Below are 15,238 nucleotides of genomic sequence, written 5' to 3' on the forward strand. Positions count from 1 at the left end.
TATTATATCACAAATCTTATTCGTATCTTAATGCTTCTATTGGATTTAGCATTGAAGCCTTGTATGCTGGATAAAAACCAAAAAATATTCCTACGAATGCTGAAAATCCAAAGGCAACGATTGCAGAAAATAAAGATATGCTAACGGGCCATTGCATTAAAGAGGAAACAATAAGCGATGTTGTAACTCCTAAAAGAAGTCCAAATATACCACCAATTGTAGTAAGAAAAAGGGATTCTATCAGAAACTGCATTCTTATATCCTTTGGCTTTGCACCAACTGCCATTCTTATTCCTATCTCCCTTGTTCGTTCAGTAACAGAAACAAGCATGATGTTCATAATTCCTATTCCACCAACTAATAATGAAACTGATGCAATTGCTCCTAAAAGTATTGACATGGTTCTTGTTGACTCTTCCGCTGCCTTAAGCATCTGGGTTAAATCCATTACAGTAAAGTCATCTTCTTGATTAGGTCCAATTCTATGTCTCTGCCTCAGAAGAGACTTAATCTGTTCAGTTGCCTGAGGAATAGACTCCAGTGTAACAGCCTTTGCATAAATCAGCCTTACTCTTCCGGGAAGCACCTGACCAAATAGAGTTCTCTGAGCTGTTGAAATTGGAACATAGATTATGTCATCCTGATCCTGTCCCGTTAATGTCTGTCCTTTTTTTTCAAGAACTCCAATTACTTCAAAAGGTATTTTCTTTATTCTTATTAGCTTTCCGATAGGCTCAAGGTCACCAAAAAGTCTCTCTGCCACTGTTTGTCCAATTACTGCTACCCTTGAACCACTTCTTACATCCTGCTCTGTTATGAATCTTCCTGATACTATACTCCATTCACGAACAATTACCATATCTGGAGTTGTTCCCATAACTGCGGTTGACCAGTTCTGATTGCCAAATACCACCTGTGCTGTACCAGAAATCACAGGAGCAACTGCTGCAACTGCAGGGCATTCCTTTGCTATTGCCTCTGCATCTGCCATTGTGAGTGTCTGCTGAGTTCCATGTCCCATCCTTATTCCGCCTTGTGTGGTTGCTCCTGGAAGTATCAATACAAGATTGCTTCCGATGCTTGATATCTGCTCAGATATCTTACTGCTTGCACCTGTGCCTATGGCTACCATTGTTACAACTGCTCCGACACCAATGATTATTCCAAGTGTTGCAAGAAAACTCCTCATTTTATTGGCAATTAAAGACCTTACAGCAATGTTGATTATAGAAGAGATTGAAATCATGTTGTCTCTCCAGTTTTTGAATCAGAAATGATTCTTCCATCAAGAAATCTTACCTGTCTTTTTCCATATAATGCAATATCAGGCTCATGGGTGACTATAATAGTTGTAAGTCCCTGCTCTTCGTTGAGTTTTTTAAAAATCTCCATTATTTCTATGCTTGCCTTTGAATCAAGATTTCCAGTTGGTTCATCTGCAAGAATAATTGAGGGATTATTAACGAGGGCACGGGCAATTGCAACTCTCTGCTGTTGACCACCGCTTAACTGTCTTGGATAATTATTGATCTTTTCTCCAAGTCCAACTCTTGAAAGAATTTCCTTTGCTTTCTCTTTTCTCTCTTTAGCTGGAACTCCTGCATAAATAAGAGGAAGTTCAACATTCTCAAGAGCTGTTGCTCTTGGAAGAAGATTGAATTGCTGAAAAACAAAGCCGATTTTTTGATTTCTTATCTCAGCAAGCTCATCTGCTCCAAATGTTGAAACATCAATACCATCAAGAAAATACTTACCAGATGTAGGTGTATCAAGGCATCCAACAATGTTCATAAATGTTGACTTACCTGAACCAGATGGTCCCATGATGCAGACAAATTCACCCTTTTCAATAGATATGGAGATATTGTCCAGCACCTTTAGCTCGTGTTCTCCAAATTTATAAATCTTGACGACATTCTCTAATTTTATAATTGCCATTAGAATCTTACTGGAGGTCTGGGTGTATTTTGGGAACTACCTTTTTGGGATTTCCCTGTATCAACAATCACTTCTTCGCCTTCTTTTAATTGACCCTCAATCACTTCTATCCATTCACCATCACTGATACCTGTTTTCACATTCACTCTTACAGGTTTCCTCTCTCTTAAAACCCAAACTCCCTGTTGTTTTGAAACAGGTGCATTTGGCATTCTAAACCTAAGTGCGGCATTCGGAATTTTTATAATATCTTTTTTACTTTCCACCACAAATGTTACATTGGCTGTCATGCCTGGTTTAAGCAAAAGATGGGAGTTATCAACAGATATTACAACATTGTAGGTTACAACATTCTGAGTTACTGTTGGTGAAAGCCTTATTTGAGAAACTGTTCCTTTAAACTTTCTGTCAGGATAGGCATCTACGGTAAAAGTAGCATCCATCCCTGTTTTTATTTTGGAAATATCTGCCTCATCAACATTTGTGTCAACCTGCATTTTTGTAAGGTCTGGAGCAACAGTAAAAAGAGTAGGAGTCTGAAAGCTTGCAGCAACAGTCTGCCCTACTTCAACATTTTTGGCAATTACAACTCCATTAACTGGTGAAACAATTCTTGTGTATCCCAAATTAGTTTTTGCCTGTCTCAATCCTGCCTCTGCTTTTTTTACCTGTGCCAGAGCTATTTCATACTGCGCTTTTGCACTGTTATAGGCAGTTTCAGCATCATCAAGCTCGCTTCTTGCAATTAAATCTCTTTTAAAAAGTTCCTGCTTTCTTTTTAATGTTCTTTCTGCGTCCTTAAGAGTTACTTCTGCCTTAAAAAGAGATGCCTTAGTATTAAGAACGTCTGCTTCTGCTTGTTTTAACTCATTCTCAAAGGGAGTTGGGTCTATTTGAGCAATGAGCTGTCCTTTTTTAACCTGAGAGTTATAGTCTGCATAAAGGGCAACAATTGTTCCTGAAACACGAGTTCCTATTATGATTGTTGTAACAGGATTGACTGTACCTGTTGCTGTAACTATCTGAGTTATTTCTCCTTTTTGAACTTTAACAGTTTTAAATTGCTGTTTCTTTGAACCAGAAAGCACAAAAATTGCGGTTAGCGCTGCAATAATCACAAAAATGGCTATAATGATTAATATTTTTTTCTTTTTCTTCATCTCTCCATCCTCTTTTTTATTAATCTATTTTGCATATGTCATCTTGAAAGGATGCAATTTTAGTTGTTCCGATGCATTTTCGCTCCTCTGTCAATCATTGCAAGGGATGAAGTCCAGAAGCAATCTCTTCTTAGTATGCAAAGAAAATTTATGAGATTGCTTCGCATCCTTCGAATGCTCGCAATGACAGAAAAGAGAGTCCTCGCAATGACAGAGAAGTAAGTTCTTGCAATGACAGAAAAGTAAGTTCTTGCAATGATGGAAAGAGAGCTCGCAAGGACAGTAAAAAGGGAAATAGCGATGACAGGAGAAGGAGGCTCGTTTCTCGCAACGCCAAAAATAAGGAAATTCATCGCAATTATAAGGAAAAATGTTCGCAATGATAGAAAATACTTTATCATGACAGACAAAATACCATCCACAATCCAAAATCCAACATCAAATATCCAAAATCCAAAATTCACTATTCACCATCCATTAATCAATAGCCACTATCTTTTCTATAGCTGCATAAGTTACATTGTAATCATAAACTGCCTGCCAGTATTGAGTTTTAGTTTGCTCATAAAGAACTATTGCATCTACAACTTCTATGGAGCTACCAACTCCAACCTCATATCTGCCCATTGCAAGGTCAAGGTTTTCTTTAGCCTGCTTTAAAGCTATTTTTAAGGTTTCTATCTTTTGTGAAGCCTCTTTTAGCTGAACGAAGAGATTTTTTACCTGTGAAATGATCTGTTGCTTCAGGGACTCTTCTTTCTGTTCATAATATGCTACATCTGCCTTAGCCTGTTTTAACTTATATGTAGTTGACCATCCGCTAAAAAGCGGTAGATTAAACTGCAATAACATAGTCCATCCCTTATCAAGCGGAAAGTCTGAACCACTGTATCCATATTTTCCATTTAATGAAAGTGTTGGAAGATATTCCTTTTTTACAAGCTCTTCAGAATACATAGATGCCTGCCTATTAAATCTTATAGCCTGAAGCTGAGGATTTTTCTCAATGGCTATGCTTACTGATTCATTTTCATCAAGCTTTCTTACAGCGTAGTCTTCGTCCTTAATATCAAAATCTGGAAGACTCACAATCCCCATTGCAACCTTCAAATTTAAAAGAGCCTGTCTAACACTTTTTTCAGCTGTGATTAAATTTAACTTCGCATTACTTAGCTCTACCTCAGCCTTTGTTACTTCTATCTTTGGCTTAAGCCCTACCTCATAAAAACCTTTAGCAAGGTCAAGATGTTTCTGAGCCTGTTTTAAAACTTCCTCAGCTGTCTCTTTCTGTTTTTTTGCCTTAAGAAGATTAAAATATGCTTCCTTTACATTGTATATTGTTTGCAATGTTGCTTCTCTATCCTGCTGTTGTGATGCCTTATAACTTTCCTTCTGAATATCAACTTTTGTGCCTGTTTTACCAAAATCAAAGAGCGTTTGATTGAAAGTTATCTGCCCAGAATAGTTTGTTGAATACTTATTCAAAATGTTTGCTTCCTGATAGCTCCTTTGATAGCCCAGAGATAAATCAATCTCAGGGAAGTATCCAGAGCGAGCCTCACCTATTTTAAAATAGCTTTTGCTCACCTGCTCCTTTGATGCGAGCAGGTCAGGATTTTTCTTTAAGGCTATATTTATACAATCCTGCAGGGAGTAAACAGTGTCTGGTGGTTCGTGGCTGGTGGCTGGTGATTCGTAGTAGGTAATTAATATAAAAAGTGATATTACCAAAGCTTTTATGAGTAAAAGTTGATTATTTCTCATTTCTCCTCTCAACATCCTTAAGCTTTGGACCTGTGTTAACAGTTACATCCACAGATGCAACCACAGACATCCCGGGCCATAGAGGATAATTTGGGTCAAAGGAAGAGTCTATTATGATTCTTACAGGAATTCTCTGAACCACTTTCACAAAATTGCCAGTAGCGTTTTCAGGCGGAAAAAGGCTGAATACAGCACCAGTGCCAGGCTGAAAGCTTTCAACATGTCCTTTAAAAACTTTTCCATAAGCATCTACTTTTATTTTAACAGGCTGCCCTACTCTCATTTTTTTCAACTGGGTTTCTTTAAAGTTTGCAACAATCCATGTGTCATGCTCGTCAACTACAGCCATTACAAGTTGTCCAGCTCTTACAAATTGTCCTATTTCTACTGATTTTTTTGCAATTCTTCCATCAATTGGAGCGAAAATAGTGGTTCTTTTAAAATTAATCTCAGCAATTCTGAGTTCTTCCCGTGCTTTTTTAATCTGATATTCCTGTGTTTTAAGCTTTATTTTAAGGGTATTAATTGCTGTGCTAATTTCCTTTATTAAAGATTCAGCTGCTTTCTCTTGCGCAATAGCTACTTTTAAAGAAGCTTCTACATTATCAAATCTGCTTTTTGAAACAAGGTCTTCCTCGTAAAGCTTTTTTACCCTTTCATATTCCCTTTCAGCAAGCATTCTGTTTGCCCTTGCAGACTGAAGATTTGCCTCTGCTGTGTTAAGCCTTGCCATTGCTTCATTCAATGATGAGGCTATCTCAGCTGATTGATTTTGTAAGGTGTTTACAGATGCTTTTTTTGTGTTAAGCTCAGCAAGATAATCATCTGGCTCTATCTCAAAGAGAGGATCTCCTTTTTTTACCCTTTGATTGTAGTCAACATAGACTTTAACAACTTTTCCTGAAATTTGAGGTGCAATTGGGACAATTGTTCCTTCAACATAGGCATCATCAGTCCTTTCGTAAACAATGTATTCGTAAAGCTCTATTGCCATGAAAATTAGAGCGATGATTCCTGAGATACTTAAAATTGCGATTTTTATTTTCTTTGAGTTTTTAATCTTCTCAATTGCTGCGTTCATTTGCTGCTCACTCCTGCAACAATTTCATTGTTAATGAAGGATTTGAGAAGTGTTCCTGTTGCCTGTCTAAGCCTTAATATAGCTATCTGATAATTATACTGAGCTTCCATAAGTTTTCTTTCAGCGGTAACTAAAAAAGTATTCGCATCTGTTACGTCAATACTGTTTGCAAGCCCGTATTGATATTGTTTTGATACAGAGTTGAAGTTATCCTTTGCATATGCTACTTCGTCTTCAAGGGACTTTATTGTATCTCTGAAAGTAATGTAATTATGATATGCAGATTCAACATCAATAAAAACTTCCTTAAGGGTGTCTTCATACTGAAGCTCAGCCTGTCTTAATTTTGCCTTTGCTTCAGAGACTTCTGCTCTTCTCAGTCCACCTTCAAAAATTGGGAAGTTTAAAGCTGCAATAAATGATGAATATTCCTTATTAGTCATCTGATTGGAAGGTGTTTGATTAAGTTTTTGGTAATTTGCAGAAAGAGATATGTAGGGTAAAAAAGAACCCATTGCATAGGATACATTTTTTCTGGCTATTTCCTTTGCCAGTTCAGCAGCCTTTATTTCAGGGCGATTATCTTTTGCTGTAGCCTTTATTTGCTCAAGCATAAGATTTAAAAAAGGATCATTGAGCTTAGATTCTATTAATTCATAATCTCCCTCAATTCCCGCATCCTTTGCAAGCACTGTTTTGGCAATTTTAAGGGTATTTTTTGCAGAAATAAGCTCAGCCTCTGCACCACTTAATTCAGCCTCTGCTCTCAGTAAATCTGTTTTTGTAACTTCGCCAACTTTTAATCTTATCTTTGCCGCATCCCTGTGTTTTTTCAGTCTTTCTAAATTTGCCTCTGCTATCTCCACAGACCTTTTTGCCTTTAGATAATTGTATATATCCTGCGCTACTCTTAACAGATACTGCTCCTTGAAAGAATTAACATCAAATTGCGTTTTTGTAAAAGCATCCTTTGACATGGAGTAATTAATAAACTCTTTACCACCCAGCGAAAGTCTCTCTTCTGCAGTAATTCCCCATGCTGTGCTTTTATCGGGTTGAACAATTGCATTGTTTACTACCTTTTCTTTGTTGTAATCAGTATATTTTCCAAAGGCAGTAATGGTTGGTAGAAGCCCAGCAAGGGCTTTATATGTGCCTTCCTTTGAAATTGTCAAGTTTTCCTCCGCAATTCTTACCTTTTCAGCCTTTTTAAGAGCAAGGGAGAATACATCGTTTATAGTCAATGACTGTTGGGCAAAGACATTGATTACAAAAAATAACATAAAGCAGAGCGATAAAAGGAGAATTTTAATGGTTATTAATTTAGCTTTTTGGATTTTTCTCATATTTACACCCCGTTGATTATTTTTATTGATTCCCAACCCATCAATTTATAATTCAATCCTAAATTGGACGACTTTCTATAATACCTTTGTTAGATCGTCATTACGAGACTCAACGCCCTTTTTCTCATCATTGCGAGCCTCAACATCTTTTCCGCTATTGCGAGCCTTAACAGCTTTTCCGTCATTGCGAGCCTCAACGAAGGTGAGGAGAAGCAATCTCGCCTTTGAGACTGATTCGCCTCCTTCGGAGGCTCGCAGTGACGGAAGAAATGCCTGTCGGCAGGCTCGCAGTGACCCCTCTCCTTCGTCATTGCGAGGGCATGAAGTGCCCGAAGCAATCTCGTTCCTTATTGATTTAAAACTCATTCAAACTCCCTCTTCTTTGTGCCTTCATAAAATATTTTGACGCAAGTATGAATTGCCTCATTGAGATTTACTGCTTTCTTAAAAAGTTCTTTCTTTAAAAAAATGCTGAAAAGCATTCCAAAATAAGCTGATGAAGCATATACTGAATTGATATCGTTCTTTACATTGCCAGAAGTTTTTAAATAATCAAGATATTCAGCAAATACTCGATGCACTTCCTGAATAATTTTATTATGGATTTCTCTGATTTCCTCAGGATATTTAAACATTTCTGATAGCATTATGTGAATTAAGTTCTGCTTTTTCTTGAGAAGTTTCACATAATATTTTGCAGTTGTCTCAAGAGCCTTATAATAATCCATCTCCTTAAGTTTTGGAATTAAATCCTTAAGCGTTGGAAGAAAGGACTGGCTTTTTATCACCTCAATAAAAAGATTTTCTTTAGAGGTAAAATATCTAAAAAGTGTCACCTCAGCAACATTTGCCTCTTTGGCAATCTCTTTAGTGGTTGTCCCAAGATAGCCCTTTTGGGAAAAAAGCTTAAGGGCAGATTCTAAAATTCTGTCTTTAGTTGTTTTCATGTCAGTAATTACTAACATACCTCAAAAAAAAAGACAAAGTCAAGAAAGAGTTTGTAGAATATTAATATGCTGGATTTATCAAATATACCTACATCTCCTGGAGTTTACATATTCAAAGACAAAAAAGGAAGAGTTCTTTATGTGGGTAAAGCCAAAAATCTTCGCAATCGCCTTAGAAGCTATACCCAAGAGAGAGAACTGGACCAGAGAAAATTAAAAATGCTCACTCAGATCAAAGATTTCTCCTACATCGTTACAAATAGTGAATTTGAGGCTCTGGTTCTTGAATGTAATTTAATAAAGCAATACAGACCTCCTTTTAATGTTGTCCTGAGGGATGATAAAAATTACCCTTACTTGAGAATAACGCTAACTGAGCAATGGCCCAAAATTGATGTTGTAAGAAGACCTAAAAAAGATGGCAATCTGTATTTTGGACCATATGTTCCTGCTCAATCCATGTGGGAAGCCCTTTCTTTTATAAGAAGAAACTTTCCTATACGAACATGTAAATACAATCTCAATAAGCCTATGAGACCATGTATTCATTATCAGATGAAAAGATGTCCTGCGCCATGTGCAGGACTAATAAGTAGAGATGAATACATGAAGGGAGTTGAAGAGGTAATTCTTTTTCTCAAAGGACAGAAAGCAGAGCTTGTTAAGACTCTATATGAAAAAATGAAAAAGTTTAGCGAGCAATTAAAGTTTGAAGAGGCTGCTAGAATAAGGGACCAGATTAAAAGGCTGGAAAGAATATTTGAACAACAAAGGGTTATCTCAGTTAATCTTGATGATTTGGACGTAATAGGAATTTATAAGGATAGTGAAGAAATGAAGCCGTCAGGGACAGTTTCCTATTCTCCAATCAGTGTAAATGTTCTTTTTGTAAGAAATGGCTTTCTTGTAGGTTCAAAAAACTATCTTATAAAAAAAGCTCTTTATGAAAGCGAAGATGAGCTCATTCGTTCAATAATTGAAGCACTATATTTAAAGGATGAGCTGATACCACCAAAAACTATTCTTCTTCAAAACCTTCCTGAGCACGCAGATGATGTTTCAGCATGGCTTGAAAGTATTCGCGGAGATTCTGTTGAAATTAGAAAACCACAGACAGAAGAAGAATCAAGAATTATGGATATGGCTCTGACAAATGCAAAGATTCATCTAAAAACCAAGTCATCGGGAATTGAAAAAACTCTTGAAGAGCTGAGAGAAAGGCTACAACTTGATGAATCTCCATCAAAAATTGGTGCATTTGATATTTCAACGCTTTTTGGAGTCCATTCTGTTGGTAGTTTTGTTTACTGGGAAGATGGAGATTTTAATAAGAGCTATTATCGGCATTTAAAGATAAAGGAAACAGAAGGAATTGATGATTACTCTTCAATGCAAGAGACTGTTATGAGAGTTGTAAAAAAATTTGACACTGAGCAAGGAATTCCAAAGCCTGACATAATCCTGATAGATGGCGGAAAAGGACATCTTAACATTGCAATAAAGGTGATGGAAGAGCTAAGAGAAAATATACACACCTTTGCCATTGCAAAAGAACCCGACAGGCTCTTTCTTGCAGATGGAAAAGAGATATTTTTGGATGATAAAAAGCCCTCAAGTCTGCTTTTAAGAAAAATCAGGGACGAGGCTCACAGATTTGCAATTTCATATCACAAGAAATTAAGAAAAAAAGCAACCTTTGAATCAGTCCTTGAGAAAATTAAAGGAATTGGCAAAAAAAGAAGAATAACATTGCTTAGACACTTTGGAAGTATTCAAAAGATAAAAAATGCTTCCGCAGAAGAAATAGCCTCTTTGCCCGGATTTAATCTGAAATTAGCACAGAGGCTTTTGGAAGAGTTTAAGAGTTTTTGCTGAGAAATTCATCTGCCAGTTCCATATAAGCAAGAGTTCCAGAAGCATTGGGAGCGTAAAAAACAGCAGGAATTCCGTTAATTACACTTTCTGCAAGGGCTATATTTCTCGGTATAAGAGTTTCAAATGTTTTTGAGCGAAAAACTTTTTTTATGTCTTCTGCTATGTTTCTGCTTAGCGTAAGATGCCTACTGAACATTGTAAGGAGAATTCCTTCAAGTTCAAGAGAATCATTGAAGTTCCCCTTGATTCTCCAGAGTAACTTTATAAAGATTCGCAAAGCCTCCAGTGCAAAATGTTCACACTGAACAGGAATTAAAACAGAATCAGCAGCAGATAAAGCAGTAAGAGTAAGAAAGGAAAACGAAGGAGGACAGTCAATAAAAATGTAGTCAAAGTCATTTTTGATTTTTTCAAGCAAGACTTTAAGCTTTTTTTCTCTTTCGTCAGAGTCAAATATCTCAATTTCAGCCATAAAAAGGTCAATTCTTGAGGGAATAACAAAAAGATTGTCAATACATTGAATTACTACATCTTTAAAGTCAGCCTTTTGTGAATAAAGCTCGTATAATCCTATAATTTTGTCTCCATTTCTCCTGATTCCCAATCCTGTGGTAAGACTTGCTTGTGGATCTGAGTCTATGACAAGAACCCTTTTCCCTTTAACTGAAAGGCAGGCAGCAAGATTTATAGCTGTTGTTGTTTTGCCTACTCCACCTTTTTGACTCGCAATTGCTACGATTTTTCCCATATTTTTTTAATAAGTTCATTTCTGGCATCTTCATAATTTGCTCTAATTCTGTATCCAGCGGCATTTTTATGTCCACCGCCTCCAAACTCCCTTGATATTAAGCTCACATCTATATCACCCTTAGAACGAAGACTAACTTTAAAAAATCCCTCTTCAATTTCTCTAAAAAGCGCTGCTATCTGTATATCATTTAAAATTCTTAAAAATTCCACAAATCTCTCAGTATCAGGTTCAGATGTTTTTGTCTCGTCAAAATCTTTTTTTGTAATACAGCCTATGACAACAGGAGGGATTATTTCAACCCTATTGAGCATTCTAACAAAAAGTTGAAATCTTTGCTTATGCCACATCTCAAAGCAATTTTGATAAATAAAAGAAGGTTTAGCACCTGCTCTTACAAGTTCAGCTGCGATTGAAAGAACCTTGTCTGAAGTGTTGTCAAATTGAAAATTGCCTGTATCAACAATAATTGCCGTATAAAGGGCTTTTGCCATATCTGAGCTTATATCAATATTTAAGTGCTTTATCAATTTATAAATCATAATACCTGTTGCAGATTCCTCAGGCTCTATCCACTTTAAGGCATTAAAGTCATTCTTTTTATCTTCAATGTGATGGTCAATGATGACTCTTTTGCCAGAAAAATTTTTCAAACTTGCAATAAGATTTTTATCATTGTTTACACGGGATGGATTATTACAATCAACCAAAACTAAAACATTAAAAGCTTCGGGGGCAAGATTTTTGAGGTCTTTAAGATTATCAATATGTGGAAGAAATTTATACTGCAAGGGTATTGGCTGCTCTGTATATACTTCAGCTTTCTTGTTCAGACTTTTTAATAGAAGTTTTAAAGCAATGGCTGAGCCAAAGGCGTCTCCATCTGGAGTTGTGTGCGTAAGTATTAAAAAATTGTCCTCTTTTTTTAATGTCTCAACAATTTCAAGGAAGCTCAAGCTTCCTCCGAAGATTTTTTTATTTCTCTGAGAAGTTTATCAATCCTGAATCCTCTGTCTATGGATTCATCATAAACAAACTCAAATGTGGGAATTATCTTTATTCTGAGCCTTTTTGCTATTTCACCCCTCACAAATCCCTTTGCCTCATTTAGAATCTGAAGTGTTAAAGTTTTGTCTTCTTCTTTTAGCACTGTGAAAAAAACTTTTGCATGCCTTAAATCATCAGTAAGTTCAACTGCTGTTAGTGTTATTAAGCCAAGTCTTGGGTCTTTAATCTTGTGTAAAACAATATCCGCAACTTCTTCCTTTAATAATTCGCTTAATCTCTGAGACCTTTTGTATGGTCGCATTTTTACAATTCTTTGGTTATTTTTTCTAATGCATAATTTTCAAGAATATCGCCTTCTTTTATGTCATTGAAATTTTCAATTGTCAAGCCACACTCATAACCTGCCTGAACTTCTCTAACATCCTCTTTAAATCTTTTTAAAGAGCTTATTTTGCCCTCATAGACAACAATATTGTCTCTTATCACTCTGATGCCATCACTTGCCCTTGATATTACGCCATTTAATACATAGCATCCTGCAACTGTTCCAACTTTTGAAATCTTAAATACCGCTCTTACTTCAGCCCTTCCAAGAATCTTTTCCTTTATCTCAGGCTGAAGCATTCCTGCAAGAGCCTTCTTCACATCTTCAATTACATCATAAATAATGCTGTAGAGTTTTATCTCAACCCCAAGATTTTCAGCTAACTCTTGAGCCTTTGTCTGAGGTCTTACATTAAAGCCAATGATAATCGCATTCGCTGTTGCTGCAAGGTTAACATCACTTTCAGTAATTCCACCAACAGCAGCGTGAATAACCTTGACCTTAACTTCAGGATGGGTAATATCCTCAACTGCCTTCTTTAAAGCCTCAACTGAGCCCTGCACATCTCCTTTGATAATTAGATTGAGGTCCTTTACTTCTCCCTCTTTGATTTTCTCATATATATCCTGAAGTGTTATCTTCTGCGCCCTTTGCATTTCTGCGAGTCTCTTTTTCTGAACCCTTAAATTTGCTATTTGGCGGGCTACTTTCTCGTCTTCAACAACATTGAAAACATCTCCTGCCTGTGGAACTTCTTCAAATCCGATAACTTCAACAGGAGTTGAAGGCGGAGCTTCGTTTACTCTTTTTCCAGTATCATCAATCAATGCCCTTACTTTGCCATAAGTTGTTCCTGCAACAAAAGCTTCTCCAATCCTTAGCGTTCCGTTCTGTACAATCAATGTGGCAACAGGTCCACGTCCTTTGTCAAGCCTTGACTCAATAATTGTACCTACTGCAGGTCTGTTTGGATTTGCCTTTAGCTCCATAATCTCTGCTTGAAGAAGTATCATTTCAAGTAGATTTTCTATACCAATGCCTTTTTTTGCAGAGATATCAACGAATATATTCTGTCCTCCCCATTCTTCAGGAATAATTCCGTAGTCACTTAGCTGAGTTCTTACTCTCTGGGGATTTGCTTCAGGTTTGTCTATTTTGTTAACAGCAACAATTATAGGAACATTTGCAGCCTTTGCATGGTTAATTGCTTCAATTGTCTGAGGCATTACTCCGTCATCAGCAGCTACAACAAGAACGACAATGTCTGTTACCTTAGCTCCTCTTGCTCTTAAAGCTGTAAATGCTTCATGACCCGGAGTGTCAAGAAAGGTTATGTCTTTCCCCTGCAGAGTTACCTTGTATGCACCGATATGCTGGGTGATGCCACCCGCTTCCTGCTCAGTTACCTTTGTTTTTCTTATAGCATCAAGCAAAGAAGTTTTTCCATGATCAACATGTCCCATAACAGTCACAATCGGTGGTCTTGGCTTTAATGACTCAGGTGGATCCTCAATTTCTTCTATGACATCAATTTCCTGAGCTTGAGAAAGCTCAATTTTTACTCCAAAGCTTTCTGCAACAATCTGTGCAGCATCTAAATCAACAGGTTGGTTAATGGTTGGCATGTATCCAAGTTCCATGAATTTTTTGATCACATCTGAAACCTTCTGACCAATCAACTCAGCAAACTCTTTTACTGTTGTTCCTTCTTCAAGTTTTAAGGATTTTTTTCTTGGAGCTGTTATAGGCGGAGGAACTGCTTCTTCTTTTTTATTTTTATCTTTGCTTTTCTTTTGTTCTTTTATATCAAGCCATTTTTTAGGCTCTACTTTTTTAGGAGGAATCTTTGCAGATACTGGCTTTGGTTTTATTTTCTCAATTTTTTCAAAGGATATCTCTCTTCTAAATCTTCCTGGAAGGGCAAAATCATCTTCTTCCTTAACTTCCTCTTCTATAATTTGTTTTGGTGATATTTTAGGCTTCTCTGAAATCTTCTGTTGTTCTTTATCTTCAAAGCTTGTAGGTTTTGTCTCAGGAACAATCTCTTCCTTTGGTTTTATCTGTTCCTCTTTTTTCTCAATTATTTTTTCTTCCTTCTTTTCTTCAATCTTCTCTTCTTTAACAGCCTCTTTTTTTTCTCCTTTAAAATGCCTTTTAATCTTTTCTATCTCATTAGGCTCTATCCTAATGTTGGTAGTGCCTTTCTTGAATTGAACATTTCGTAATTCTTCAACATATTTAACAATCTCTGAAGGTTTAACTCCGATTTCCTTTGCTAATTCAATACTTTTTACAGCAGTATCTGACATAAACTTTTCGCCCTCCTTGTCAACAACTCAATAAAATGTTATCATAAATAAATAAGTCTATGCAAATTGAAGGAGGATTTGAGATGGCAACTTGTTATGTATGTGGTAAGAAAAAGGTCGTAGGACAAAACGTAAGTCATGCAAACAACAAAACAAAAAGATATTTTTACCCAAATCTGCAAAGGATGAAAATCATCACAGAAAAGGGTCCAAAAAGAGTTCATGTTTGCACAAGATGTCTTCGTTCTGGTTATGTTCAAAAGGCAGTTTAATTTAAAGTTCACTCGGTAATGGAAAAATTATCCTCTATACTATCACCGATTTTTAATAACATAGGTTTTGAGGATGCGGTAGTATTGAAAATGTTGAGAAAGCAATGGGATAGCATTTTTAATGCTCCCATTGCAAAACATACTTTTCCAAAAGAAATAAAGGAAAACACTTTAATCGTAATAGTAGATTCAAATGCTTGGCTTAATGAGCTGATACTCCTAAAGGATGACTTTTTAAGCAAGTTACTTAAATATGGGATTAAGGATGTTGTTTTTAAATTTGGCAGAATTTATAAACAACGGAAAAATAGGAAATTTGAAAATAAGTTGCGGGAATTATCAGAAGAACAAAAATGCTGGATTAATGATGTTTTAAAAGATGTGAGAGAAGAAGAAATAAAATTGATGATGAAAAATGTTCTGACAAAATATTTGATTTATGTAAATTCTGACAAATAAAGGAGA

At 36.3% G+C, this 15,238-nt stretch carries 14 protein-coding genes; 3 read left to right on the forward strand and 11 right to left on the reverse strand.

What is annotated here, in order from left to right:
• Nucleotides 1-16 precede the first annotated feature (16 nt).
• From ACYQ3P_RS04580 to ACYQ3P_RS04610, 7 genes are all read right to left on the reverse strand, one after another.
• Nucleotides 17-1,246, reverse strand: a complete 1,230-nt coding sequence (locus tag ACYQ3P_RS04580) for an ABC transporter permease (RefSeq protein ID WP_460176761.1) — start codon at nucleotides 1,244-1,246, stop codon at nucleotides 17-19.
• A complete protein-coding gene (locus ACYQ3P_RS04585; protein WP_460176762.1) occupies nucleotides 1,243-1,938 on the reverse strand; it encodes an ABC transporter ATP-binding protein in 696 nt (231 codons plus the stop codon). The genes ACYQ3P_RS04580 and ACYQ3P_RS04585 overlap by 4 nt, the downstream gene beginning before the upstream one ends.
• On the reverse strand, nucleotides 1,938-3,098 hold the full coding sequence (locus ACYQ3P_RS04590) for an efflux RND transporter periplasmic adaptor subunit (RefSeq protein WP_460176763.1): 1,161 nt from the start codon (nucleotides 3,096-3,098) through the stop codon (nucleotides 1,938-1,940). The genes ACYQ3P_RS04585 and ACYQ3P_RS04590 overlap by 1 nt, the downstream gene beginning before the upstream one ends.
• A 477-nt stretch (nucleotides 3,099-3,575) precedes the next feature.
• On the reverse strand, nucleotides 3,576-4,862 hold the full coding sequence (locus ACYQ3P_RS04595; protein ID WP_460176764.1) for a TolC family protein: 1,287 nt from the start codon (nucleotides 4,860-4,862) through the stop codon (nucleotides 3,576-3,578).
• On the reverse strand, nucleotides 4,852-5,943 hold the full coding sequence (locus ACYQ3P_RS04600) for an HlyD family secretion protein (RefSeq protein ID WP_460176765.1): 1,092 nt from the start codon (nucleotides 5,941-5,943) through the stop codon (nucleotides 4,852-4,854). The genes ACYQ3P_RS04595 and ACYQ3P_RS04600 overlap by 11 nt, the downstream gene beginning before the upstream one ends.
• Nucleotides 5,940-7,226, reverse strand: coding sequence for a TolC family protein (locus ACYQ3P_RS04605; protein WP_460176766.1), 1,287 nt, complete (start codon nucleotides 7,224-7,226; stop codon nucleotides 5,940-5,942). The genes ACYQ3P_RS04600 and ACYQ3P_RS04605 overlap by 4 nt, the downstream gene beginning before the upstream one ends.
• Nucleotides 7,227-7,651: 425 nt before the next feature.
• Nucleotides 7,652-8,254, reverse strand: a complete 603-nt coding sequence (locus ACYQ3P_RS04610; protein WP_460176767.1) for a TetR/AcrR family transcriptional regulator — start codon at nucleotides 8,252-8,254, stop codon at nucleotides 7,652-7,654.
• A 48-nt stretch (nucleotides 8,255-8,302) separates the two neighbouring features.
• Here ACYQ3P_RS04610 and uvrC point away from each other — a divergent pair, with 48 nt between their 5' ends.
• Nucleotides 8,303-10,111, forward strand: coding sequence for an excinuclease ABC subunit UvrC (gene uvrC / locus ACYQ3P_RS04615; protein ID WP_460176768.1), 1,809 nt, complete (start codon nucleotides 8,303-8,305; stop codon nucleotides 10,109-10,111).
• Here uvrC and ACYQ3P_RS04620 read toward each other — a convergent pair.
• From ACYQ3P_RS04620 to infB, 4 genes are read right to left on the reverse strand one after another with little or no spacing between them, the layout of a single operon-like run.
• On the reverse strand, nucleotides 10,095-10,859 hold the full coding sequence (locus ACYQ3P_RS04620) for a ParA family protein (RefSeq protein WP_460176769.1): 765 nt from the start codon (nucleotides 10,857-10,859) through the stop codon (nucleotides 10,095-10,097). The genes uvrC and ACYQ3P_RS04620 overlap by 17 nt on opposite strands.
• Nucleotides 10,844-11,815 carry a DHH family phosphoesterase gene (locus ACYQ3P_RS04625; protein ID WP_460176770.1) on the reverse strand — a complete coding sequence of 324 codons (972 nt, stop codon included), beginning with the start codon at nucleotides 11,813-11,815 and terminating at the stop codon, nucleotides 10,844-10,846. Before ACYQ3P_RS04625 ends, ACYQ3P_RS04620 begins: the two co-directional genes overlap by 16 nt.
• A complete protein-coding gene (gene rbfA / locus ACYQ3P_RS04630; protein WP_460176771.1) occupies nucleotides 11,812-12,168 on the reverse strand; it encodes a 30S ribosome-binding factor RbfA in 357 nt (118 codons plus the stop codon). The genes ACYQ3P_RS04625 and rbfA overlap by 4 nt, the downstream gene beginning before the upstream one ends.
• A 2-nt stretch (nucleotides 12,169-12,170) precedes the next feature.
• Nucleotides 12,171-14,501: a translation initiation factor IF-2 gene (gene infB, locus ACYQ3P_RS04635; protein WP_460176772.1), complete on the reverse strand. Its 2,331-nt coding sequence runs from the start codon at nucleotides 14,499-14,501 to the stop codon at nucleotides 12,171-12,173.
• Nucleotides 14,502-14,584: 83 nt separating this feature from the next.
• Here infB and rpmB point away from each other — a divergent pair, with 83 nt between their 5' ends.
• Both rpmB and ACYQ3P_RS04645 read left to right on the forward strand, forming a co-directional pair.
• Nucleotides 14,585-14,773 (forward strand): 50S ribosomal protein L28, encoded by a 189-nt coding sequence (rpmB, locus tag ACYQ3P_RS04640; RefSeq protein ID WP_460176773.1) that lies wholly within the window; start codon nucleotides 14,585-14,587, stop codon nucleotides 14,771-14,773.
• An 18-nt stretch (nucleotides 14,774-14,791) separates the two neighbouring features.
• The gene (locus ACYQ3P_RS04645) at nucleotides 14,792-15,232 is read left to right on the forward strand and encodes a DciA family protein (protein WP_460176774.1); all 441 of its coding nucleotides are present in this window, start codon (nucleotides 14,792-14,794) and stop codon (nucleotides 15,230-15,232) included.
• Nucleotides 15,233-15,238 lie beyond the last annotated feature (6 nt).

The organism is Thermodesulfovibrio hydrogeniphilus, from assembly GCF_054657355.1.

Bases quoted from the DNA above. Each gene is read 5' to 3' on its own strand.
- ACYQ3P_RS04600 (WP_460176765.1), bottom strand. From the start codon at position 5,943: ATGAACGCAGCAATTGAGAAGATTAAAAACTCAAAGAAAATAAAAATC.
- ACYQ3P_RS04590 (WP_460176763.1), bottom strand. From the start codon at position 3,098: ATGAAGAAAAAGAAAAAAATATTAATCATTATAGCCATTTTTGTGATT.
- infB (WP_460176772.1), bottom strand. From the start codon at position 14,501: ATGTCAGATACTGCTGTAAAAAGTATTGAATTAGCAAAGGAAATCGGA.
- rpmB (WP_460176773.1), top strand. From the start codon at position 14,585: ATGGCAACTTGTTATGTATGTGGTAAGAAAAAGGTCGTAGGACAAAAC.
- ACYQ3P_RS04610 (WP_460176767.1), bottom strand. From the start codon at position 8,254: ATGTTAGTAATTACTGACATGAAAACAACTAAAGACAGAATTTTAGAA.
- ACYQ3P_RS04620 (WP_460176769.1), bottom strand. From the start codon at position 10,859: ATGGGAAAAATCGTAGCAATTGCGAGTCAAAAAGGTGGAGTAGGCAAA.
- rbfA (WP_460176771.1), bottom strand. From the start codon at position 12,168: ATGCGACCATACAAAAGGTCTCAGAGATTAAGCGAATTATTAAAGGAA.
- ACYQ3P_RS04595 (WP_460176764.1), bottom strand. From the start codon at position 4,862: ATGAGAAATAATCAACTTTTACTCATAAAAGCTTTGGTAATATCACTT.
- ACYQ3P_RS04580 (WP_460176761.1), bottom strand. From the start codon at position 1,246: ATGATTTCAATCTCTTCTATAATCAACATTGCTGTAAGGTCTTTAATT.
- ACYQ3P_RS04605 (WP_460176766.1), bottom strand. From the start codon at position 7,226: ATGTTATTTTTTGTAATCAATGTCTTTGCCCAACAGTCATTGACTATA.
- ACYQ3P_RS04585 (WP_460176762.1), bottom strand. From the start codon at position 1,938: ATGGCAATTATAAAATTAGAGAATGTCGTCAAGATTTATAAATTTGGA.
- ACYQ3P_RS04645 (WP_460176774.1), top strand. From the start codon at position 14,792: ATGGAAAAATTATCCTCTATACTATCACCGATTTTTAATAACATAGGT.
- uvrC (WP_460176768.1), top strand. From the start codon at position 8,303: ATGCTGGATTTATCAAATATACCTACATCTCCTGGAGTTTACATATTC.